A 21,275-nucleotide genomic window follows, 5' to 3' on the forward strand; every position below is an offset into this window, starting at 1 on the left:
CGCCTGCCGCATCATTGTTCACGTTTACCCTGATACCGGTACGACTTATGGGATCTCAAGACCAGAACGCGGCGCCCGCCGCACGCCAGACCCCCTGGATGAACGAAGAGCTGGAAATGTTCCAGGACACGGTGCGCCGCTTCGTCGAGCGCGAACTCGCTCCCAACGAGGCGCGCTGGGCCGAACAAGGCTACATCGACCGCGACATGTGGCGCCGCGCCGGCCAGATCGGGCTGCTGTGCGCCAGCATCCCCGAGGAATACGGCGGCGGCGGGGGCACCTTTGCCCACGAGGCCATCATCACCCAGGAGATGTCGCGCGCGGTCTGCACCAGCCTGGGCAACAACGTGCACAGCGGCATCGTGGCGCATTACCTGCTGCGCTACGGCACCGAAGCGCAGAAGCAGAAATGGCTGCCGCAGATGGCCAGCGGCGAACTGGTGGCCGCCATCGCGATGTCGGAACCCGGCGCCGGTTCCGACCTCAAAGCGATACGCACCCGCGCGCTGCGGGAACCGACCGCGGACGGAGACTGCTATCGCATCAACGGCGCCAAGACCTTCATCACCAACGGCTACCACGCCGACCTGATCTGCGTGGTGGCCAAGACCGATCCGGAAGCCGGTTCGCGCGGCGTGTCGCTGGTCATGGTGGAAACCCGCGACCTGCCAGGCTTCCGTCGCGGCCGCATCCTGGAAAAGATCGGGCAGAAGGGCCAGGACACCGCCGAGCTGTTCTTCGACGACGTGCTGGTGCCGTGCGACAACCTGCTCGGCACGCAGGAGGGGCAGGGCTTTTACCAGTTGATGCAGCAGCTGCCGCAGGAGCGCATGATCATTGCGCTGGGCGCCGTCGCCACCATGCAGCGCGCGATCGAGCTGACCACCGACTACGTGCGCCAGCGCAAGGTGTTCGGCCAGCCGCTCGGCGACCTGCAGAACACGCGCTTCAAGCTGGCCGAATGCAAGACCGTGGCCACCATCGCCGCGACCTTCGTCGACGACTGCATGCAGCGCCTGATGGACGGCCAGCTCGACGCGGCCACCGCGGCGATGGCCAAATGGTGGTGTACCCAACAGAACTGCCAGGTCATCGACGAGTGCCTGCAGTTGCACGGCGGCTATGGCTACATGCTGGAATACCCGATCGCGCGCATGTACGCGAACGCCCGCGTCAGCAAGATCTTCGGCGGCTCCAACGAGATCATGAAGGAGCTGGTCGCGCGCACGCTGTGACCCTGCCCGGCGGGCGCAAAGCGCTATCAGCACTGTCCATGTGCTAGTGCGCGCATGACGCAAAACGTCTGAGACCATGCGAAAAATGAAAGCCGGCACCTGTGCCGGCTTTCGTGCTTATGGTTACAAAACCGGCTGTGCACGGATGGCGGGAAAGGTGTAAGGTGTGTCACAAGCATGGTCAATGGCCCGTCGCGCGCGGAGGCGAAGCCGAGTGGAATCAGCCAAAAGCTGACAGCGAAATCCGGCGGAATGCAGAGGGAAATGCAGCAGCGAAACACCCGTTGCATCGATGCACGATTCGTCAACTCGGACTCCACCATCGCCGTTATTTGACTATGATGAAGTAAAGACTTCGCAACATGACAGGTCTCCAGGCCGGGGTGGTGTACCGCGAACGTTGCGCGAAGCCTTGGGGGTAGCACTACCTACGCCTCGGACGTGAACTCTGACGGGAGTGAGGTATGGACATTTTTGGCCATTACGCTACGCGGTTCGAAGCTCGCAAGGAAGAGGAATACAGCATCCAGGAATACCTGGAGATCTGCAAGAAGGATCCGACTGCCTACGCGACCGCTGCCGAACGCATGCTCGCCGCGATCGGTCAGCCTGAGCTGGTGGATACCCACCACGATCCCAGGCTGTCCCGCCTGTTCTTCAACAAGGTCATTCGCATCTATCCGGCCTTCCGCGACTTCTACGGCATGGAGGACACGATCGAGCAGATCGTCTCGTTCTTCAAGCACGCGGCGCAGGGCCTGGAAGAGCGCAAGCAGATCCTGTATCTGCTCGGGCCTCCCGGCGGCGGCAAGTCCTCGCTCGCGGAGAAGCTGAAGGCGTTGATGGAACAGATCCCCATCTACGCGCTGAAGGGCTCGCCCATCCACGAGTCACCCCTGGGTCTGTTCTCGCCGGAAGAAGACGGCAAGATCCTGGAAGAGGACTACGGCATCCCGCTGCGCTATCTCAATACCATTGCCTCGCCATGGGCAGTGAAGCGCCTGCACGAGTTCAACGGCGACATCACCAAGTTCAAGGTGGTGAAGCTGCGCCCGTCGGTGCTGTCGCAGATCGCGATCTCGAAGACCGAGCCGGGCGACGAGAACAACCAGGACATCTCGTCGCTGGTGGGCAAGGTGGACATCCGCAAGCTCGAGGACTTCCCGCAGGACGACCCGGACGCGTACTCGTATTCCGGCGGCCTGTGCCTGGCCAACCGCGGCCTGCTCGAGTTCGTCGAAATGTTCAAGGCGCCGATCAAGGTGCTGCACCCGCTGCTGACCGCGACCCAGGAGGGCAACTACAAGGGCACGGAAGGCTTCGGCGCGATCCCGTTCGACGGCGTCATCCTGGCGCACTCGAACGAGGCCGAGTGGCAGACCTTCAAGGCGGACAAGAACAACGAGGCCTTCCTCGACCGGATCTATATCGTCAAGGTGCCGTACTGCCTGCGCGTGTCCGACGAGGTCAAGATCTACGACAAGCTGTTGCGCAGCAGTTCGCTGTCGGCCGCCCCGTGCGCGCCCAACACGCTGAAGATGATGGCGCAGTTCGCGGTGCTCACGCGCATCAAGGAGCCCGAGAATTCCAACATCTTCTCCAAGATGCGCGTCTACGACGGCGAGAGCCTGAAGGACGTGGACCCGAAAGCGAAGTCGTACCAGGAATACCGCGACTACGCCGGCATCGACGAGGGCATGAACGGGCTGTCGACGCGCTTCGCGTTCAAGGTCCTGTCCAAGGTCTTCAACTTCGACAACACCGAAGTGGCGGCCAACCCGGTGCACCTGCTGTACGTGCTCGAGCAGCAGATCGAGCGCGAGCAGTTCCCGCCGGAGCAGGAAGCCAAGCTGCTGTCGTATATCAAGGAGTACCTGACCACGCCGTTCGTTGAGTTCATCGGCAAGGAGATCCAGACCGCCTACCTTGAGTCGTATTCTGAGTACGGGCAGAACATCTTCGACCGCTATGTGGTGTTCGCCGACCTGTGGATCCAGGACCAGGAGTACCGCGATCCCAACACCGGCGAAATCCTCGACCGCAACGCGCTGAACGACGAGCTGGAAAAAGTGGAAAAGCCCGCGGGTATCTCCAACCCGAAGGACTTCCGCAACGAGATCGTCAACTTCGTGCTGCGCGCGCGGGCCAACAACGGTGGCAAGAACCCGGTCTGGACCAGCTATGAAAAACTGCGGATGGTGATTGAGAAGCGCATGTTCTCCACCACGGAGGACCTGCTCCCGGTGATCTCGTTCAACGCCAAGTCTTCCCGCGAAGACCAGGACAAGCACGAGAACTTCGTCAACCGCATGGTCGAGAAGGGGTACACGCCCAAGCAAGTGAGACTGTTGGTGGAGTGGTATCTGCGCGTAAGAAAGTCATCGTAACGGCGCCGCGGAACAGGTCTCTCAACGAGGGCAACATATGGCTACGGTCATCGATCGGCGCGAAAACGGCGGCAACAAGAGTGCCGTCAACCAGCAACGCTTCATCAAGCGCTACCGCGAGCAGATCCGGCAAGCGGTGGCAAAGGCGGTGTCCGGCCGGAAGATCATGGACATCGAGCAGAGCGGGCAGGTGTCCATTCCGGTCAAGGACATCAGCGAACCGATCTTCCACCACGGCCCGGGCGGGCGGCGCGAATGGATTCACCCTGGCAACAAGAAATTCGTCAAGGGTGATTCCTTCGACCGCCAGCAGCAGGGCGGCGGCGGGACCGGTTCGCGGGCCAGCGACAGCGGCGAGGGCGAGGACGATTTCGTCTTCACGCTGTCGCGCGAGGACTTCCTCAATTTCTTCTTCGAGGACATGGCGCTGCCGGACCTGGCCAAGCGCCACCTCGCCAAGATTGCCGAGGTGCGCAAGGTGCGCGCCGGCTATTCCATCGACGGCACCCCGTCCAACCTGTCGATCCTGCGCACCATGCGCAGTTCGCTGGGGCGGCGCATCGCCTTGTCCAGCCCATACCAGAAGCGCCTGCGCCAGCTGGAGCTGGCCTATGCCGAGGCACTGGAGCAGGACGGACCGTATGCCGAAGGCACGCTCGAGCTGATGGAGAAGATGCGGCACCTGCGCGCCTGCATCGATCGTGTTCCATTTATCGAGAAGCTCGACCTGCGCTACAACAACCGCGTGCTGAAGAAGCGTCCGCAGGCCCAGGCGGTGATGTTCTGCCTGATGGACGTGTCCGGCTCGATGGACGAGAGCCGCAAGGACCTGGCCAAGCGCTTCTTCATGCTGCTGTACCTGTTCCTGAAGCGCAACTACGAGCGCATCGACGTGGTGTTTATCCGCCATCACACCGTGGCGAAGGAAGTCGAAGAGGAAGATTTCTTCCACTCGCGCGAGTCCGGCGGCACCGTCGTGTCGAGCGCGCTGAAGCTGATGGTAGAGGTCATCCATGACCGCTATCCGCCCAGCCAGTGGAACATCTATTGCGCGCAGGCCTCGGACGGGGATAACTGGGCCGGCGATTCCGAGTTGTGCGGGCGGCTGTTGCGCGAGTCGATCCTGCCGCTGGTGCAGTATTACGCCTATGTGGAGGTAGCGTCGGAAGAGCCGCAGAACCTCTGGGAAGAGTATCTGACGGTGAAGAGCCAGTTCGATCACTTTGCGATGCAGCGCATCATCGGCGCGGACGAGATCTACCCGGTGCTGCACGACCTGTTCCAGAAACGCGCGGCATAATCAGTGCTGGGCCGGCCATTGGCGGCAATGGCCGGCAAGCCGCGGTGAAGAAGGCAATATTGGCAAGACAGGGGACCTGGCGGCGCGCCCGCGCCGCAAGCACCGGCCTGCCTGTCCTGCGCGGACGAAAGGGGCGACGATGGCTTATCTGTCCACGGGTTCGGAATGGACCTTCGAGCTGATCAACCGGTATGACCGCGAGATTTCCCGCATCGCCGGCGAATTCGGCCTGGATACCTATCCCAATCAGATCGAGATCATCACCGCAGAGCAGATGCTCGACGCCTACGCGTCGGCGGGGCTGCCGGTGGGCTACAGCCACTGGTCCTACGGCAAGCACTTCCTGGCGTCGGAGCGCAGCTACCAGCGCGGGCACATGGGGCTGGCCTACGAGATCGTCATCAACTCCAATCCCTGCATCGCCTACCTGATGGAGGAGAACACCATGCCGATGCAGGCGCTGACGATCGCGCATGCCTGCTACGGCCACAACTCCTTCTTCAAGGGCAACTACCTGTTCCGCACCTGGACCAACGCCGACGCCATCGTCGACTACCTGCTGTTCGCCAAGAACTACGTGGCCGAGTGCGAGCAGCGCTACGGCGAGCAGGAGGTGGAACTGCTGCTGGACTCCTGCCACGCGCTGCAGAACTACGGCGTGGACCGCTACAAGCGACCGAAGAAGCTGTCGATCACCGAGGAAAAGGCGCGTCAGGCCGACCGCGAGAACTACCTGCAGATGCAGGTCAACGACCTGTGGCGCACCCTGCCCAAGCACCGGCCGCACGCGCTCGCGTCGGAAGACGAAACGGCCGAGCCGGATGTCCAGTTCCCGCCCGAGCCGCAGGAGAACCTGCTGTATTTCATCGAAAAGAATGCCCCCAAGCTGGCGCCGTGGCAGCGCGAGATCGTGCGCATCGTGCGCAAAATCGCGCAGTATTTCTACCCGCAGCGCCAGACCAAGGTGATGAACGAAGGCTGGGCCACGTTCTGGCACTACACCATCATCAACCAGCTGTACGAGGAAAAGCTGGTCAACGACGCCTTCATGATGGAGTTGCTGCAGGCGCACACCAACGTCATCTACCAGCCGCCGTACCACAGCCCCTACTACAGCGGCATGAACCCCTACACGGTGGGCTTCCTGATGTTCCAGGACCTGCGCCGCATGTGCGAGAACCCGACCGACGAAGACTATCGCTGGGCGCCCGAGATCGCCGGCACCGACTGGCGCAAGACGCTGGACTTCGCCATGCGCAACTTCAAGGACGAGAGCTTCCTGCTGCAGTTCCTGTCGCCGCGCGTGATCCGCGAGCTGAAGCTGTTCTCGGTGCTGGACGATGACCGCGAGGGCAAGCTGCGCGTGACCGCGATCCATGACGACGAGGGCTACCGCGCCATCCGCCAGCTGATGGCGGCGCAGTATGACCTGTCCAGCATGGAGCCCAATATCCAGGTCACCAACGTCGATGTCGGCGGCGACCGCTCGCTGACACTGCGCCATCTGCAGAACGACCGGCGTCCGCTGGCGCACAACTTCGATGAGGTGGTGCGGCACGTGACCCGGCTGTGGGGCTTTACCGTGCGGCTGGAGGTGGCCTATGAAGACGGCCGCACCGAGCTCAAGTACGAATGCAAGCCTGAGCGCCGCCACCGTCGCCCGCACGGCAGCGGGCTGAGCCTGGCCGCCTGACCGGCAGGCGGCCCCCGGGCCCCGCCGCTTCAGGCGGCGGGCGCCGGCTCGCACCAGTCGCGCACCAGTTCCACCGCCTTGCGGCCGTCGCTGGCACAGACCGCTTCGCCCAGCACGCGGCTCCAGCAGCGTTCCGACCCGTCCGCCACGCGCCACGCATGCAGCCGGCGCGTATAGAGCTGCAGGTCATATTCCTCGGTAATGCCGATCGCGCCGTGCACGGCATGGGCGATCGCCGCCACCGGCGTGACCGCGTCGCTGGCGCGCAGCTTGCCGATTGCCGCGCGCAGCGGGTCGGGCGTGGCGCCGTCGCTGTCGCAGGCCAGTTGCGCCGCCACCCGCGCCGCGGCGACATGCTCGGCCATCTCGCTGACCTGGTGCTGGATCGCCTGGAACTTGCCGATGGCGCGGCCGAACTGCTGGCGGTCATTGGCGTATTGCAGCGTAACGTCAAGCACTTGCGATAGCGCGCCGGCCAGTTGTGCCGCGTGCAGGCAGGCGCCCAGCGTGCGCACGGTGCCGGCCGGCAACTGGAATGCCGCGGCCGCGGCGGCGTCGGGGCGCGGCACGCGCAGCGTCAGGTCGCCGTGGGCGCCGGTGGCCTCGGTGCGCGCCGCCGCGGCTGGCAGCAGCAGGCAGCGCTCGCCGTCCTGCAGCAGCAACCACTGCGCATGGCGGGCGTCCGCTACCAGCGTGGCGGCGGCACCGTCGTCGAAGCTCGCCAGCGCGATCGGGCCGTCTGGCAGCGCGACGCCATTGGCATGCAGCAGCGCGCGCGCAAAGATGGTCTGCGCCAGCGGCAGAGGCAGGGCGTGGCGGCCGGTGACGAACAGCACCGGTGCCAGTTCGCGCAGCGCCAGCGCGGCGCCGCCGGCGGATTCGGGCAACAGGCAGTCGGCGAAGCCGCTGTCTTGCAGCGCCTGCCATAGCGGCAGCGGGTCGGCCTGCAATTCCAGCGCGCGCACCGTGGCGGGCGTGCAGCAGTCGCGCAGCAGCGCGTCGAGGGCGTCGGAGTAGGCGTTATGCATGGGCAATCTCGTTCAGGATGGCGGTCGACGGGAGCGGATCAGCGCAGGCCCAGTCCGCGCGCGATCATGCCGCGCAGGATTTCGCGGGTGCCGCCGCGCAGCGAGTACGACGGCGCGATCTGCGTCACATAGGCCAGGGTGCGGTACAGCGCTCCATCGGCCGCGAGTGCCGGTTCGTCGCCAAGCGCGGCTTCGACCAGGGCCGGCACCGACTGCTCGAAGGTGGTGCCCAGGTCCTTGACCAGCGCGGCCTCCACCACCGGGCTTTCGCCCGCGGCCAGCCGCGCCGTGACCGCCAGCGACATCGCGCGCAGCACCGCCAGGTGGCCGGCAAGGCGGCCCGCGGTGACGGTGTCGCGGCGCGCGGGCGGCAGGCGGCGCAGGGCGTCGAGCCAGGTGTCGAGCAGCACCACGCTGGAATACAGCCGCTCCGGGCCGCTGCGCTCGAACGCCAGCTCGGCGTTGACCTGCTCCCAGCCGCTGCCCTCGTTGCCGACCAGCGCATCCGGGGCCAGCGCCACGTCGTCGAAGGTCACTTCCGAGAAGTGCGCATCGCCGGTCAGGTCGCGGATCGGCCGCACCGTGACGCCCGGCGCGTGCAGGTCGACGATGAACTGCGACAGCCCGGCCTGCCGGTCTTGCGGCGTGCCCGAGGTGCGTACCAGCGCGATCATGAAGTGGCAGCGGTCGGCGTTGGTGGTCCAGATCTTGCGCCCGTTCAGGCGCCAACTGCCATCCGGCTGGCGCACCGCGCGCGTGGCCACGCTGGCCAGGTCCGAGCCGGAATTGGGCTCGCTCATGCCGATGCAGAAAAATGCCTCGCCGCGGCTGATCGCGGGCAGGTAGCGCGCCTTCTGCGCGTCGTTGCCGTAGCGCAGGATCAGCGGGCCGCTCTGGCGGTCGGCAATCCAGTGCGCCGACACCGGCGCGCCGCACGCCAGCAGTTCTTCCACCAGCACGAAGCGCGAAAACGGGTCCAGCCCCGCGCCGCCATACTGCGCCGGCAGCGTGATGCCGACCCAGCCGCGCGCGGCCAGCGCCCGGCTGAAGCCGGCATCGAAGCCCATCCACGAGCGCGCCCGCGTTTCCGGCGGCAGCGCCGGCAGGTGCTGGTCCAGGAAGGCCCGCACCTCGGCGCGGAATGCCGCGGCGTGGGGCGGCAAGGTGGTGAGGGTGAAGGTGGAGAGCAATGCGGTCACGTTTGAGTCCTGTCGCTTGATATGGCAGAGGCGTGCTTTGGATTCCCCGCAGCGTTACCGACCCGCCAGCAGCCGGCGCGCGGTATAGGTCATCACCTGTTCGCCGCGCTGGTTGAACACCTCGATGCGGGAGTCCACCACGGCGCGGCCGCTGCGCGAGGTCGGGCGGATGCCGGTCACGGTCACGGTGGCGTGGATGGTGTCGCCGACCAGCACCGGGCCGTGGATCTGCTGCGTCAGTTCCAGCATCGCCAGCCCGGTGCCCTGGATCATGGTCTGCAGGATGAAGCCCTCGATCAGCGTATAGGTCAGCGCCGCCGGCACCGGCCGGCCCTGGATCGCGCCGCCGTCGTAGCCGGCTTCGATAAAGATGGCCTCGACCATGCCGGTGACCGAGATGAAGTTGACCAGGTCGGTCTCGGTCACGGTGCGGGAGAAGGTGCGGAAGGCCTGGCCCTCGTGCAGGTCTTGCCAGTAGAAGCCCTGGCCCAGGCGGGGCAGTTCTGCATGCGTCATGGTGTCTCCGTGGCGGGGGCGCAGCGCGCCGCGCCGCTCTGTTGCAGTTGCGCGATCTGCTCGGTGCCGAGCCCGGCTTCGGCCAGCACCGCGCGGGTGTGTTCGCCCAGCCGCGGCGGCAGCGCCAGCGGTGCGCGCTGGCCGTCGAAGCGCACCGGCGCGCCGGGAAAGCGCAGCTTGCCCATGACTGGATCGTCGGCGGTCTCGAAGAAGCCGGTGGCGGCCAGGTGCGGATCGTGCGGCAGGTCGTCGAGCGTGTTGATGCGCGCCACCGGGATCTGCAGCCGTTCGCATAGCGCCACCCAGTGCGCGGTGCTGTGTGCCTGCACGATCTCGCCGGTCAGTTCGTACAGGGTCTCGATATGCTCGGTGCGGGCCGCGATGCCGGCAAAGCGCGCATCGGCAGCCAGGTCCGGACGGCCGGCGGCGTGGAAGAAGTCGCGCCAGTGCGCATCGGTGTACGGCATCATGCAGACATGGCCGTCGGCGCTGCGGTAGGGGCGGCGCAATCGCGCCAGCACGCGCGGATAGCCGCTCGGGCCGCGCGGCGGTTCGAAATGCCGGCCGTAGAAGTGCTCGACCAGGTTGAACGCCACCATCGATTCGAACATCGGCACCTCGACCAGCGTGCCATGCCCGCTGCCGCCGTCGGCCCGGCGCCGGGCGCGGCCAGCCAGCGCCGCGCACACCGACAGCGCCGCCACCAGCGCGCTGGTCTTGTCCGCGGCAATGGTCGGGAAGTAGCGGCTGTCGCCGGTCTGCGCGGCCATCAGCGCGGCATTGCCAGACAGGCCCTGGATGATGTCGTCGTAGGCCGGCCGGCCGCCATAGGGGCCGTCCTCGGCAAAGCCGAGCAGGCTGACGAAGACCAGGTCCGGATGCCGCGCCCGCACCGTGTCGGGGTCCAGCCCGAGCGCCGCCAGCTTCTGCGGGCGCATGCTGTGCATCAGCACGTCGGCGCGGTCCAGCACCCGCGCCAGCGCGGCCTGCGCGGCGGGCTGCTTCAGGTCCAGCACCACGCTGCGCTTGCCGCGGTTGACCCCCAGGAAGATCGCCGCCATGCCGGGTTCGGCGGCGGGCCCGGTGCGGCGCGTGGAATCGCCCTCGGGCGGCTCGACCTTGATCACCTCGGCGCCGAGGTCGGCCAGCCACTGGCTGGCATATGGCCCCATCACCACCGTGGACAGGTCGACCACGCGGATGCCTGCAAGCGGCAACATAGTGTCTCCGGTCTTTTGTACTGTGGGCCACAGGGTAGATCAGCGCGGACCGGCTGGTCTAATATTAGTTTTTTAGCAATCGATATCGTCTGGATATTGGAAACCATGGACCTGCGCCAACTGCAGCAGTTTGTCGCCCTGGCCGAGACCGGCAATTTCCACCGCGCCGCCGAACGGCTGCACATGGCGCAGCCGCCGCTTTCGATTTCGATCCGCAAGCTCGAGGAGCAGCTCGGCACGGCGCTGTTCGTGCGCACCTCGCGCGGGGTGCGGCTGACGCAGGCAGGGGAGGCCGCGCTGCATGACGCGCGCCGGGCGCTGTTCCATGCGCAGCAGGCGCGCGCCGCGGCGATGGCGGCGGGGCAGGGCGAGCGCGGGGCGTTGCGCATCGGCTTTATCGGCTCGGCCACCTATGCGCTGCTGCCCAAGCTGATCCCGGCGTTCCGCGCCGCGCATCCCGGCATCGAGTTGATCCTGCATGAATCGACCACCGCCGCGATCCTCGACCGGCTGGAGAAGCACCAGATCGATGCCGGGCTGGTGCGTTTCCCGATCCTGAGCAGCGGCGGCTACGCGCTCACGCCGCTGGAGAACGATGTCTTCGTCGCCGCGGTGCCGGCCGACAGCCCGCTGGCGCGCGCCGACGCGATCGCGCTGCGCGCGCTGGCCGACCAGCCCTTTATCATGTATCCGGCGACGCAGGTGCCCAACCTGCATGCGGTGGCGATGATGCTGTGCCAGCAGGCAGGCTTCGTGCCGCGCGTCACCCAGGAGGCGGTGCAGGTGCAGACCCAGGTAAGCCTGGTGGAAAGCGGGTTGGGCGTGGCGCTGGTGCCCAGCGTGGCGGCGCGCTACGCCAACCAGCGCGTGCGCTTCCTGCCGTTGTCGAGCCCGCGTCCGGCGGGCCGCATCGGCATTGCGCTGGCGGCGCGGCCCGATGATGGCGACCGCCAGGTGCAGCGCTTCCTGGCGGCGGCGCAGGCCGCGGTGCAGGCGGCGCAAAGATAGCCGGCGAGGACGTGCGCCGCGTCAGGCGGCGCGCGGGCGCGGCGTGCGCGGCCGGATCGCCGAGGTCATGCCGGCGCGCTCCAGGTTGACGCCGGGCAGCAGGTGCAGCAGCCGCACCAGCTCGGACTGGCGGTGCGTGCCGGTCTTGCGCAGCGTGTCGCGGATATGCACGCGCACGGTATGGGGCGAGAGGAACTCGCGCTCGGCAATCTCGTTGAGGGTTTCACCCGCGGCCAGCCGGATGGCGATGATGCTTTCCTTGCGCGACAGCCCGAACAGCGAGGTCAGCACGCCGGCATCCAGCACCGAGCGCGATTCGGAATTGCCCAGCAGCAGCATCGCCGCCGGCAGCTGCCACGGGCCCTCCACCGGCTGGCGCGAAACCAGCGGCGTGACGATGATCGGCACCGGCTGCCCACCCGAGGTGATATGCATCCACGAGCCCGACGCGGCGTCGGCGCCGCGGCCGCGCATGGCGCCGTCGAGCAGCTTGCGCAGCACCGCCTGCAGCGTGTCGCTGTGGGCGCGCAGCACGCCGTCCCGCAGCGACAGGTGGCTGTCGGCCTGCACCAGCGCTTCGGCCCAGCTGTTGGCGTAGCGCACGCGCAGGTCGGCCTGCAGCACCATCACGCCGAAGTCCAGGGTATCGAGGCCGGCCAGGCCCAGGCTGGCCAGCCCGCTCAGCTCGAAGTTGCGCTGTTGCATGCGCGCGGCGCGCACCCAGTGCGGCATCACATGCGACAGGCGCCGCTCGCGCTGGCCCGTGCTGATGCTGCCGGCGTTGGTGCCGCTCATCAGCACGCACACTTCGGCGTTCTCTACCAGGCGCACGCCTTGTTCCAGCTCGTTGCAGGCCAGCGCCGCGGTATCGGTCGCGTCGCCACCGCAACAGCGCGCCGCGGCGTCGGGCAGTGCACTGTCGGCGCCGCCAGACCAGTCGAGCGGTCCGGGCAGGCAGTCGGGCAAGCTGGCGCCGCTGGTGAAGCAGCCGTGCGGGGTGACCCCCAGGCGGGCATGGCCTGCCAGCTTGTCCCAGATCAGGTAGCGCGGGCTGACGGTGCAGGTGTACCGTGAAAACAGGTCAAGGGCGGCGGGCATGGCCGCGACGTCGAGCGCGGACTCATAGATGGAGTCGACCAGACGATGGAAGTCCTCGTCCGTTGTCGGGTGTTCGCCCATGTTCAGATCCCCCCGGTGGCAAACGCCTCTTGCTCTGCGCCACGGCAAGTGGCTACATCCCTTCGTGTTATCGGTTCCGTTCTGGCGTTCTGTAGTGGCGCCGATACGGCTGCTGCCGGCAGTGCCTGGTCGGTCGCGCTTGCCTTGCCGCAATCATGCCAAACAATGTTGTATGTTTTATACCCCGTGTTGGAGGGGGAAACCCCGATTGTGCGGCGCAAAATTCTCATCACGCTTATCTGCGTGGACTTTCGGGGCCGGATACGAGCTGGGCCAGAAGCAACTTCAGCCGCTCGCCCGAGTGCAGGCGGTCACCGGGGCGCGGGCTTTGTCGCCAGCTCCCCGGCAGGCAACTCCACCGCGCCGCCATCGACCTGGATGGTCAGGTTCGGCGACGCCATGCGGATGCCGCTGGCATCGAAGTTGCGCTTGAGCCGGGCATTGAAGGCACGGGTGATTTCCGCCTGCATCAGCGGCCGGGTCTTGATCTGGGCCAGCACCACCGGGCCGCTCGGGTCGAAGCGGTCCAGGCCGAGGATCTCGAGCCCGGACATCAGCTTGTGGCCGAAGCGGAGGTCGCGTGCCAGTTCGGCGCCGGTGGCGCGGATCAGTTCCAGCGCCCGGTCCAGGTCGCTCTGGTAGCTGATGCCGATACTGAGCACGGCATAGCCATAGCCGCGCGAGAGATTCTTGACGGCCTTGATCTGGCTGTATGGCAGCGTATGCAGCGCGCCGCGGCCGTCGCGCAGCTTGACGGTGCGGATGGTCATGGCCTCGACCACGCCGGCGTGGTCGGGCAGCTCGATCGAGTCGCCGATGGCGATGGAATCCTCGACCACGATAAACAAGCCGGTGATCAGGTCCTGCACCAGGCTTTGCGCGCCGAAGCCGATGGCCAGGCCGACCACTCCCGCGCCGGCCAGCAGCGGCGTCACGTTGACCCCCAGGTTGGCGAGCACCACGATCACGGTGAGCACCAGCAGGCCGATGAACGAGGCATTGCGCACCAGCGGCAGGATGGTCCTGGCGCGCAGGCTGGGCTGGGCGGCGCGCGCGTGCGCGGGCGACAAGGACTGCGTGATTGCGGTATCGATCAGCAGCCAGACCAGCCAGGCCAGCAGCACCGTACCGGTGACGCGCAACGCGGCCTCGGTCAGGTGACGTCCGGCGGCCGACGATTCGGCCAGCCGCACCAGCGAAGAGCCCCACACGCGCATGACCATTTCCACGAACCCTGCCCACACCACCACACGCGCCAGCGCCAGCGCAAAGCGCCCGAAGCGCTGCAGGTAGGCCGAGCGGCGCCGGTCGCGGATGCGCGGCGCGCGCGCGTCGGCCTTGGGCGAGCGCCCCAGCACCATCGTCATCAGCAGCGCGGCGACAAACAGTGCCACCGATGCCACCGTGCGGCGCAGGAACACGTCGGCATGCCCCGTGGCCAGCACCGTGCCGATTACTGACGCCACCACCACGGCCAGCACAGGCAGGTGCCAGGCGTGGCCGGCAAGGCGCAGCAGGTCGGTCACGGCGGGATGGGCCTGGCGGAAGGGCAGCGGCCGCTGGCTGATCAGCTGGCCGATCTGGCGCCGGAAACACAGCGCGAACGCACCGATGCCGAGCGCCGCGGCGATATTGGCCAGGGTGGAGACCAGCGCCGACAGGTTGCTGCCCAGCAACGCGACCATGCGGCCGTCGGCCGCGCCGTTGCCCAGTGCCGCCAGCGCGCCGGTGCAGAACAGCAGCCACGGCGAACGCGCCAGCAGTTGCCGCACCGCCAGTTGCCGGTGTGCGCTGCGGAACAGCGCGAAGATGACCTGGCACACCGCCGCGGCGATCGCGCCGGCCACGATCGCGTAGGCCACCAGCACCGCGGCGACGCTGGCCGGCGATTGCGCGAACAGGTGCCGGGCCAGCAACAGCGTCAGCCCGAATGCCACCACCCAGGGCCCGATATGGCGCAGCATGTAGAGGCCGACGTCGACCCACGAGGGCAGTTCCGGCAGCTTGCCGCGCGGCGCGCGCGCGGTGCCCGCGGTGCGCCGCCGCCGCAGCCGGTGGCCGGCCTCGTACAGCAGCCAGCCGCACACCGCCCATGCCGCCAGCACCAGCGCGAATTCGCGCAGCGAGTCCAGTGCCGGGCGCGTGCCGCCCAGCGTCAGCGCGGCGCGCCATTCCTCGGCCGCGAAGCGCGTGCGCCAGCCCCAGTATTGCCACGGGCCACGGTCTTCGCGCAGGTGCGAGTCGACCTCGTCCAGCACCTGCGCCATGGCACCGATCAGCCCGGGCGCCGAGGCCGCGGCCGGCGCGGCGGGCGCCATCGCCGCTGACGCCGCCAGGCCCTGCCGCAGGGTTTGCAGCTGGCCTACCAGCGCGCGCCGCGCGCCGTCGTCCTGCAGCGTGGCGATGACCTGGTCCAGCGACTGCGCCAGCGGCATGCTGGCGGCGGGCGCGCTGGCGGCAGCCGCGGGTTTTTCCGCCGGCGCGAGCAAGGCCGCGAGCGGGCCGGCCGGGGCCGCGGGCATGGCGCACAGCAGCGCCAGCAGGCCGGCCAGCCAGGCCAGGGCGGCATGCCGGCGGCGCCGGGAAAAGGCGTGAGGTTGGGGTTTGCGCATGGCGGGTGATCGTCTGCCGGCTCGCGCCGGCGCCGGAATGGCCATCGATCGCGCCACTGTAACGCATCGGTCGCGTGGTGTGCCGGGCGGCGTTCTGGCGCGCACCGGGCGCATTCGTCGCATTCGTCGCTTCAGACGATGCATCGGCGGCCCCGATCCCCGAATCTCGAACCCACTCCGGCACAGGCGCTTCTCGCGCCTGCCGGCTTCAACCAGAACGCGGCCGCGCAGCGCGGCCGCACGGCAACAAGAGACAAAGGAAAGACGGCATGGAACTCAATGCATCGGTATCGGCAGTGGTGACGGGTGGCGCTTCGGGGCTGGGCGCGGCGACGGCGCGGGCGCTGGCGGCGCAGGGCGTGCGCGTGGCACTGTTCGACCTGAACGCCGAGAAGGGCGAGGCGCTGGCGCGTGAACTCGGCGGCGTGTTCTGCCAGGTCAACGTGACCTCCGAGGCCGAGGTCGAGGCCGGCTTTGCCAAGGCACGCGCCGCCATCGGCCAGGAGCGCATCCTGGTCAACTGCGCCGGCACCGGCAATGCGATCAAGACCGCCTCGCGCTCCAAGGAGGCGCCGGACCAGATCAAGCATTTCCCGTCCGATGCCTTCGAGCGCATCATCCAGATCAACCTGATCGGCACCTTCCGCTGCATCGCGCGTTCGGCCGCCGGCATGCTGACGCTGGACACCGCGGGCGGCGAGCGCGGCGTGATCATCAACACCGCGTCGGTGGCGGCGCAGGACGGCCAGATGGGGCAGGCGGCGTACTCGGCATCGAAGGCGGCCGTGGTCGGCATGACGCTGCCGATCGCGCGCGACCTGGCGGGCGAGGGCATCCGCGTCAACACCATCCTGCCCGGCATCTTCAATACCCCGCTGCTGCAGGGCGCGGCCGAGAACGTCAAGGCCGCGCTGGCCGCCTCGGTGCCGTTCCCCAAGCGCCTGGGGCAGCCGGAAGAGTTTGCCTCGCTGGCGGTCGAGATGTGCCGCAACGGCTATTTCAACGGCGAGTCGGTGCGACTGGACGGCGCCATCCGCATGGCGCCGCGCTGAACTCACGACCGGCTTGTCGCCATGTGCGGACCCGCGTCACGCGAGTCCGCACATGGCATGAAATCTTTGGGAGACGCGGATGGATTTCAGCTATCTGACGACGCTGCCTCACGCGGTGCGCCATTTCGCGCGCCTGCGGCCGGAGGCGGTGGCGTATTCGTTCGAAGGCCGGCAGACCACCTACGCCGAATTCGAGCGCAACACCGACCGCGTGGCGCAGGCCTTGCTGGCCGAAGGCGTGCGCGCGGGCGACCGCATCGGCTATATCGGCAAGAACAGCGACCACTATTTCGAGCTGCTGCTGGGCGCGGCCAAGACCGGCGCGGTGATGGCGCCGGCCAGCTGGCGCCTGGCGCCGCCCGAGGTGGAGTTCATCCTCGCGCATTGCGATGCCGTGGTGCTGTTTGTCGGCGCCGAGTCGGCGGCGATGGTGCGCAAGCTGCTGCCGGCGCTGCCGCTGGTGCGCAAGGTGGTGGTGATGGAGCCGTGCGACGGGCAGGGCCACTGGCCTTGCTACACCGACTGGCGCGACGCGCATCCGGCCACGCCGCCCGCGCATGAGCCGGAGGCGCACGACGTGGTGCTGCAGTTGTACACGTCAGGCACCACCGGCCGGCCCAAGGGCGCGATGCTGACGCACCGCAACCTGACCATCGGCACCGAGGTCAGCGAGCGCGAACACCTGGCCTGGTCGCATTGGGTCGCCGACGATATTTCGCTGGTGGCGATGCCGGTGGCGCATATCGGCGGCTCCGGCTGGGGCCTGCGCAACCTGCTGTCGGGCGCCAAGGGCGTGGTCGCGCGCGAGTTCGATCCGCGCGCGGTGCTCGACTTTATCGAGCACGAGCGCGTCAGCAAGCTGTTCCTGGTGCCGGCCGCGATGCAGATCGTGCTGCGCGACCCGCGCGCGCGCCAGGTCGACTATTCGCGCCTGAAGTACCTGCTGTACGGCGCCGCGCCGATTCCCGCGGCGCTGCTGCGCGAGGGCATCGAGGTATTCGGCTGCGGCTTCGTGCAGCAGTACGGCATGACCGAGACCACCGGCACCATCGTCGCGCTGCCCCCCGAGGACCACACCACCGACGAGGTGCCGCGCATGCGCGCCGCGGGCAAGGCGCTGCCGGGGGTCGAGCTGAAGGTGGTGGATTACGAAGGGCGCCAGCTGGCCCCGGGCGAGGTCGGCGAGGTGGTGGTGCGCTCGCAGCACAACATGGCCGGCTACTGGAAGCAGCCCGAAGAGACCGCGCGCACCATCGATGCCGACGGCTGGCTGCGCACCGGCGACGCCGGCTACATGGATGCCGAGGGCTACCTGTACATCCACGACCGCGTCAAGGACATGATCATCAGCGGCGGCGAGAACGTCTATCCGGCCGAGGTCGAAAGCGCCATCTATGGCCATCCGCAGGTGGCCGACGTGGCCGTGATCGGCGTGCCGGACGAGAAGTGGGGCGAGGCGGTCAAGGCCATCGTCGTGCTCAAGCCGGGGCAGGCGGCGGACCGCGATGCCATCCTCGCCTGGACGCGCCAGCGCGTGGCCGGTTTCAAGGTGCCGAAGAGCATCGAGTTCGTCGAGGCGCTGCCGCGCAACCCGTCGGGCAAGCTGCTGCGCCGCAAGCTGCGCGAGCCCTTCTGGGAGGGCATGAACCGGCAGGTGAACTGAAGCCCCGGTCCCCCGCAATGCCAAGCCCGCCGCAACCGGCGGGCTGTTTTGCATGCCGGCCCTGGCTATTTTTTCTTGATCACGCTGACCTTGCCGTCAGCCTCCAGGTACAGCGCCTTGACCTTGTCGATCGAATCGAGGCCCTCCTCACGGTACTTGGCCTCGAGTTCCTCGTCGGTGATGGATTCACGCCGCATGTTTTCGCGCAGCTTGGTGCCGTCGCGCACCAGCAGCACCTTTTTCGGTTCGGCAAAGCGCTGGAAGCCGGGGAAGTGGAAGGCCAGCAGGTCGATCAGCCGGTTCCACGCGATCAGCGTCACCACCAGCAGCACGGCATCGGCGACGCTCTCGCCCTTGCCGGCCATGCCGCTCTGCGCGGCATCGGCAACGATCACGATCACCAGCAGGTCGGCAATACCGAGCGAGCCGACGTCGCGCCGGGCCACGAAGCGGAACAGCAGGAACAGCGCCCAGTACATCAGCGAGCCGCGCACGATGATCTCGAGCGGCGACAGGGTGAAGAGAAGGGCTTCGCGCCAGTCGAACGACAGGTCCATACGCGAGAGCCAGCAACTTCCAGGCCACATTGCAATGCGCGCGCCGGTGGCGCCGGGGTCGCCGCGGTTGCAGTAATTCTTACACCGGCCGAGTATGGTTTGCCGCGGCCGGGCCATGAAGCCCGGCCTTGCGCAGCGGGCTCAATCGGCCTGGATGCCGAACTCCTTGACGACCTTGGTGTAGCGCGCCGTGTCGGCGGCAATCAGCCTGGCCAGCACGGCGGGATCGCCGCCCGAAGGCGTGACCGCGATGGTGGCCATGCGCGACACCACGTCGGGCATCTTCAGGATCTCGTTGACGTGCGCGTTGAGCGTGCGCACCACCTCGGCCGGCATGTTCTTCGGCCCCAGCAGCGCCTGCCAGGCGCCGATCTCGACATCCTTATAGCCCAGCTCGGCCAGCGTCGGCACGCTGGGTGCGAACGGCGAGCGCTTCTGGTCGGCCACCGCCAGCGGCACCAGGCTGCCGTTGCCCACGTACTGTGAAATCGCGCCGTAGGTGATGTAGGTGACCGGCACCTGGCCGCCGATCACGTCGACGATGGCGGGCGCCAGGCCACGGTACGGCACCTGGCTGATCTTGATGCCGGCGGACTTGTTGAACAGCTCGCCCATGATGTGCATCGGCGAGCCATTGCCGGGGGTGGCATAGGTCTCGACCTTGCCAGCCTTGGCGCGCGCCACCAGGTCGCTGACCTTGGTGATGCCGGTGCCCTTGTTGACCACCACGAACAGCGACTGCGTGCCGATCTGGCTGATCGGCGTGAAGTCCTGCTGCACGTCGTAGCTGGCGCCGGTACCGGCGCGCAGCACCAGCGGCGCGATCGCGACGGTGTTGGGCGCGAGCAGCAGGGTGTGGCCGTCCGGGTTGGCGCGCGCCACGTAGGCGCTGCCGATGGTGCCGGCGGCGCCGGTGCGGTTTTCCACCACCACGGATTGCTTCAGGCGCGGGGCCAGTTTCTCGGCCAGCATGCGCGCCAGCACGTCGACGTCGCCGCCGGCGGGGTAGGCGACGACGATGGTGACGGGCTTGCTCGGGTACGAGCCCTGGGCCAGCGCGCTGCCAGCGCCCAGCAGGGCGGCGGGAGCGAGCGTGGCGGCGGCCAGGGTGGCCAGGAGGTGGCGTCGTGCGGACTTCATGATCTTCAGACCTCGGTAAAACCGGGCACCGGCCCGGGGGCGGTGCCGCGTGGAGTGGAATCCGGCGCGCGGCGCCGGCGGCGACGATGGATCGACGGACTCAGAAAATGTGCTTGATGCCGAGCATCGAGCCCCACTGGTTCTCGCCCGGACGCGGGGCCGAACCGGGCGAGCCGCCGCTGACCGACATGGCAAGCTGGCCGCCGTTGTTGATAAAGCCCGCGGTGGCATAGACCGAGGTGCGCTTGCTGAAACTGTAGGTCGCGCGCAGCGCGTACAGCATGGCCTGGTTGTCGCTGCCGTGATAGTTCAGGAAGTACACCTGCCCGGCCAGGTTGACCGCGGGCGTGATGTCGTGCGAGACGCCGGCGTAGTACAGGTCGCTGACCGGCGTCGGGCTGCCCTCGTTGTCGCGGCGGATCCAGCCGGCGCCGAGCTTGGTGTTCTTCAGCAGCATGTAGCCGCCCAGCGACAGGCGGTCGTCGGTCAGGTTGCTGCTGGTCAGGCCTCCGAAAGCGCCGGGGCCACCGCGCTGCGAGTCGTAGGCCGCGATCACGCCCCAGGTCTTGTTGTCGTAGCCGACCATGGCCGACCATTCGCGGCACGCCTTCTTGTCGGCGGGGTTCTCGCCGGCGCAGTTGGTGCCGGCCGGGCTGGGCCCGGCATTGACCGCGTCGCGCCCGAAGCTGTAGGTGGCGCCGACCACGAAGCCGTTGAAGTTGGCCTTGTACGCGACCGCGTTGTCGGCGCGCGTATTGGGCAGGTAGTTGTCCAGCGAGCCCGAGCCGTAGACGTTGGGCCCCAGGATATCGCTGTCGAGGATGGCCCAGAACAGCATGGTGTACTGGCGGCCGAACGACAGCTGGCCGTACGGGTTGCTCAGGCCCACCAGCGCCTGGCGCCCGAACAGGCGGCCGCCCTGGTTGGCGCTGCCGGTGTCCGGCGAGAAGCCCGATTCCAGCACGAACAGGCCCTTGAGCCCGCCGCCCAGGTCTTCCGTGCCGCGGATGCCCCAGCGCGACGGCACCGTGGCGGTGTTGTTGGGCATGCGCACCAGGCCGTCGCCGTTAGCGCCGACATTGCTCACGTACTCGACGCCGCTGTCGATCACGCCGTACAGCGTCACCGACGATTGCGCCGATTGCGCCGAGGCCAGCAGGGGGGAGGCCGCAAGCAGCGCCGCGGCGGTTCGTGCAAGTTTCATCTACCGGTTTCCTTCCGTTTTCCGTCTTGTGGTGTTTTGCTCTTGTGCTCCGGTGCCCCTGCGGATGGCGGCACCGGATGTCGTCTCGGTCTCTTTTGCGTTTTACATATGAAACATCAAACAACATAAGAAACGTTGAGCAAAATATAGCCGCGACTTTCCTGAAGATGTGAGGAGGGTTATCCCTAAAGCTGCCGGCCCGGATGACCGGGGCTGGCGCTGCGACGCCGTTTTTTCGGTGTGCCTATCGTTAACCCTGATCCCGTCGGTACTGCGGCAGCG

Annotated in this window: 16 protein-coding genes; 7 read left to right on the forward strand and 9 right to left on the reverse strand. The window is 67.5% G+C overall.

Annotated features, from left to right (window positions below; translation table 11 throughout):
• The first annotated feature begins 47 nt into the window (after positions 1 to 47).
• The 4 genes from MKD50_RS15775 (at position 48) to MKD50_RS15790 (ending at position 6,615) form a co-directional block, all read left to right on the forward strand.
• Positions 48 to 1,235 carry an acyl-CoA dehydrogenase family protein gene (locus MKD50_RS15775; RefSeq protein WP_252667634.1) on the forward strand — a complete coding sequence of 396 codons (1,188 nt, stop codon included), beginning with the start codon at positions 48 to 50 and terminating at the stop codon, positions 1,233 to 1,235.
• A 464-nt stretch (positions 1,236 to 1,699) separates the two neighbouring features.
• Entirely contained in the window at positions 1,700 to 3,622 is a 1,923-nt protein-coding gene (locus tag MKD50_RS15780; protein ID WP_012355394.1) for a PrkA family serine protein kinase, read from the forward strand.
• Between the two features lie 37 nt (positions 3,623 to 3,659).
• Positions 3,660 to 4,922, forward strand: coding sequence for a YeaH/YhbH family protein (locus MKD50_RS15785; RefSeq protein ID WP_115681563.1), 1,263 nt, complete (start codon positions 3,660 to 3,662; stop codon positions 4,920 to 4,922).
• Between the two features lie 139 nt (positions 4,923 to 5,061).
• On the forward strand, positions 5,062 to 6,615 hold the full coding sequence (locus tag MKD50_RS15790) for a SpoVR family protein (RefSeq protein WP_115699863.1): 1,554 nt from the start codon (positions 5,062 to 5,064) through the stop codon (positions 6,613 to 6,615).
• Between the two features lie 29 nt (positions 6,616 to 6,644).
• Here the strand turns inward: MKD50_RS15790 and MKD50_RS15795 are convergent, their stop codons facing one another.
• Genes MKD50_RS15795 through MKD50_RS15810 form a run of 4 tightly spaced genes read right to left on the reverse strand, consistent with a single transcriptional unit; the run spans position 6,645 to position 10,578 of the window.
• Entirely contained in the window at positions 6,645 to 7,643 is a 999-nt protein-coding gene (locus MKD50_RS15795) for an acyl-CoA dehydrogenase family protein (RefSeq protein ID WP_115699864.1), read from the reverse strand.
• 38 nt (positions 7,644 to 7,681) lie between these two features.
• Positions 7,682 to 8,842, reverse strand: coding sequence for an acyl-CoA dehydrogenase family protein (locus MKD50_RS15800; RefSeq protein WP_115699865.1), 1,161 nt, complete (start codon positions 8,840 to 8,842; stop codon positions 7,682 to 7,684).
• A gap of 54 nt (positions 8,843 to 8,896) precedes the next feature.
• On the reverse strand, positions 8,897 to 9,358 hold the full coding sequence (locus MKD50_RS15805; protein ID WP_252667636.1) for a MaoC family dehydratase: 462 nt from the start codon (positions 9,356 to 9,358) through the stop codon (positions 8,897 to 8,899).
• A complete protein-coding gene (locus MKD50_RS15810) occupies positions 9,355 to 10,578 on the reverse strand; it encodes a CaiB/BaiF CoA transferase family protein (RefSeq protein WP_252667638.1) in 1,224 nt (407 codons plus the stop codon). Before MKD50_RS15810 ends, MKD50_RS15805 begins: the two co-directional genes overlap by 4 nt.
• 105 nt (positions 10,579 to 10,683) lie before the next feature.
• On the opposite strand from MKD50_RS15810, the gene MKD50_RS15815 reads away from it, so the two are divergent.
• Positions 10,684 to 11,586 carry a LysR family transcriptional regulator gene (locus tag MKD50_RS15815; RefSeq protein WP_252667640.1) on the forward strand — a complete coding sequence of 301 codons (903 nt, stop codon included), beginning with the start codon at positions 10,684 to 10,686 and terminating at the stop codon, positions 11,584 to 11,586.
• A 21-nt stretch (positions 11,587 to 11,607) separates the two neighbouring features.
• Here the strand turns inward: MKD50_RS15815 and MKD50_RS15820 are convergent, their stop codons facing one another.
• Together MKD50_RS15820 and MKD50_RS15825 are read right to left on the reverse strand one after the other, a co-directional pair.
• Entirely contained in the window at positions 11,608 to 12,765 is a 1,158-nt protein-coding gene (locus MKD50_RS15820) for a helix-turn-helix transcriptional regulator (RefSeq protein ID WP_115699869.1), read from the reverse strand.
• A gap of 311 nt (positions 12,766 to 13,076) precedes the next feature.
• On the reverse strand, positions 13,077 to 15,377 hold the full coding sequence (locus tag MKD50_RS15825; RefSeq protein WP_252667642.1) for a mechanosensitive ion channel family protein: 2,301 nt from the start codon (positions 15,375 to 15,377) through the stop codon (positions 13,077 to 13,079).
• Positions 15,378 to 15,646: 269 nt separating this feature from the next.
• On the opposite strand from MKD50_RS15825, the gene MKD50_RS15830 reads away from it, so the two are divergent.
• Positions 15,647 to 16,429 (forward strand): SDR family NAD(P)-dependent oxidoreductase, encoded by a 783-nt coding sequence (locus MKD50_RS15830; protein ID WP_115681554.1) that lies wholly within the window; start codon positions 15,647 to 15,649, stop codon positions 16,427 to 16,429.
• Positions 16,430 to 16,508: 79 nt separating this feature from the next.
• Entirely contained in the window at positions 16,509 to 18,092 is a 1,584-nt protein-coding gene (locus MKD50_RS15835) for a fatty acid--CoA ligase (RefSeq protein ID WP_240071762.1), read from the forward strand.
• A 65-nt stretch (positions 18,093 to 18,157) separates the two neighbouring features.
• Here the strand turns inward: MKD50_RS15835 and MKD50_RS15840 are convergent, their stop codons facing one another.
• The 3 genes from MKD50_RS15840 to MKD50_RS15850 form a co-directional block, all read right to left on the reverse strand.
• Positions 18,158 to 18,649, reverse strand: coding sequence for a DUF421 domain-containing protein (locus MKD50_RS15840; protein ID WP_115699873.1), 492 nt, complete (start codon positions 18,647 to 18,649; stop codon positions 18,158 to 18,160).
• A gap of 141 nt (positions 18,650 to 18,790) precedes the next feature.
• On the reverse strand, positions 18,791 to 19,789 hold the full coding sequence (locus tag MKD50_RS15845; RefSeq protein WP_240071763.1) for a Bug family tripartite tricarboxylate transporter substrate binding protein: 999 nt from the start codon (positions 19,787 to 19,789) through the stop codon (positions 18,791 to 18,793).
• Between the two features lie 100 nt (positions 19,790 to 19,889).
• The gene (locus MKD50_RS15850; protein ID WP_115699875.1) at positions 19,890 to 20,993 is read right to left on the reverse strand and encodes a porin; all 1,104 of its coding nucleotides are present in this window, start codon (positions 20,991 to 20,993) and stop codon (positions 19,890 to 19,892) included.
• Positions 20,994 to 21,275 lie beyond the last annotated feature (282 nt).

The sequence above is a fragment of the Cupriavidus mimosae genome (assembly GCF_023952485.1).
In the GTDB taxonomy this organism is placed as follows: Bacteria; Pseudomonadota; Gammaproteobacteria; order Burkholderiales; family Burkholderiaceae; genus Cupriavidus; species Cupriavidus taiwanensis_C.

What these genes read in the sequence shown, in the direction of transcription:
- MKD50_RS15775 (WP_252667634.1), top strand. Translation starts at nt 48, where the DNA reads ATGGGATCTCAAGACCAGAACGCGGCGCCCGCCGCACGCCAGACCCCC.
- MKD50_RS15780 (WP_012355394.1), top strand. Translation starts at nt 1,700, where the DNA reads ATGGACATTTTTGGCCATTACGCTACGCGGTTCGAAGCTCGCAAGGAA.
- MKD50_RS15785 (WP_115681563.1), top strand. Translation starts at nt 3,660, where the DNA reads ATGGCTACGGTCATCGATCGGCGCGAAAACGGCGGCAACAAGAGTGCC.
- MKD50_RS15790 (WP_115699863.1), top strand. Translation starts at nt 5,062, where the DNA reads ATGGCTTATCTGTCCACGGGTTCGGAATGGACCTTCGAGCTGATCAAC.
- MKD50_RS15795 (WP_115699864.1), bottom strand. Translation starts at nt 7,643, where the DNA reads ATGCATAACGCCTACTCCGACGCCCTCGACGCGCTGCTGCGCGACTGC.
- MKD50_RS15805 (WP_252667636.1), bottom strand. Translation starts at nt 9,358, where the DNA reads ATGACGCATGCAGAACTGCCCCGCCTGGGCCAGGGCTTCTACTGGCAA.
- MKD50_RS15810 (WP_252667638.1), bottom strand. Translation starts at nt 10,578, where the DNA reads ATGTTGCCGCTTGCAGGCATCCGCGTGGTCGACCTGTCCACGGTGGTG.
- MKD50_RS15815 (WP_252667640.1), top strand. Translation starts at nt 10,684, where the DNA reads ATGGACCTGCGCCAACTGCAGCAGTTTGTCGCCCTGGCCGAGACCGGC.
- MKD50_RS15820 (WP_115699869.1), bottom strand. Translation starts at nt 12,765, where the DNA reads ATGGGCGAACACCCGACAACGGACGAGGACTTCCATCGTCTGGTCGAC.
- MKD50_RS15825 (WP_252667642.1), bottom strand. Translation starts at nt 15,377, where the DNA reads ATGCGCAAACCCCAACCTCACGCCTTTTCCCGGCGCCGCCGGCATGCC.
- MKD50_RS15830 (WP_115681554.1), top strand. Translation starts at nt 15,647, where the DNA reads ATGGAACTCAATGCATCGGTATCGGCAGTGGTGACGGGTGGCGCTTCG.
- MKD50_RS15835 (WP_240071762.1), top strand. Translation starts at nt 16,509, where the DNA reads ATGGATTTCAGCTATCTGACGACGCTGCCTCACGCGGTGCGCCATTTC.
- MKD50_RS15840 (WP_115699873.1), bottom strand. Translation starts at nt 18,649, where the DNA reads ATGGACCTGTCGTTCGACTGGCGCGAAGCCCTTCTCTTCACCCTGTCG.
- MKD50_RS15845 (WP_240071763.1), bottom strand. Translation starts at nt 19,789, where the DNA reads ATGAAGTCCGCACGACGCCACCTCCTGGCCACCCTGGCCGCCGCCACG.
- MKD50_RS15850 (WP_115699875.1), bottom strand. Translation starts at nt 20,993, where the DNA reads ATGAAACTTGCACGAACCGCCGCGGCGCTGCTTGCGGCCTCCCCCCTG.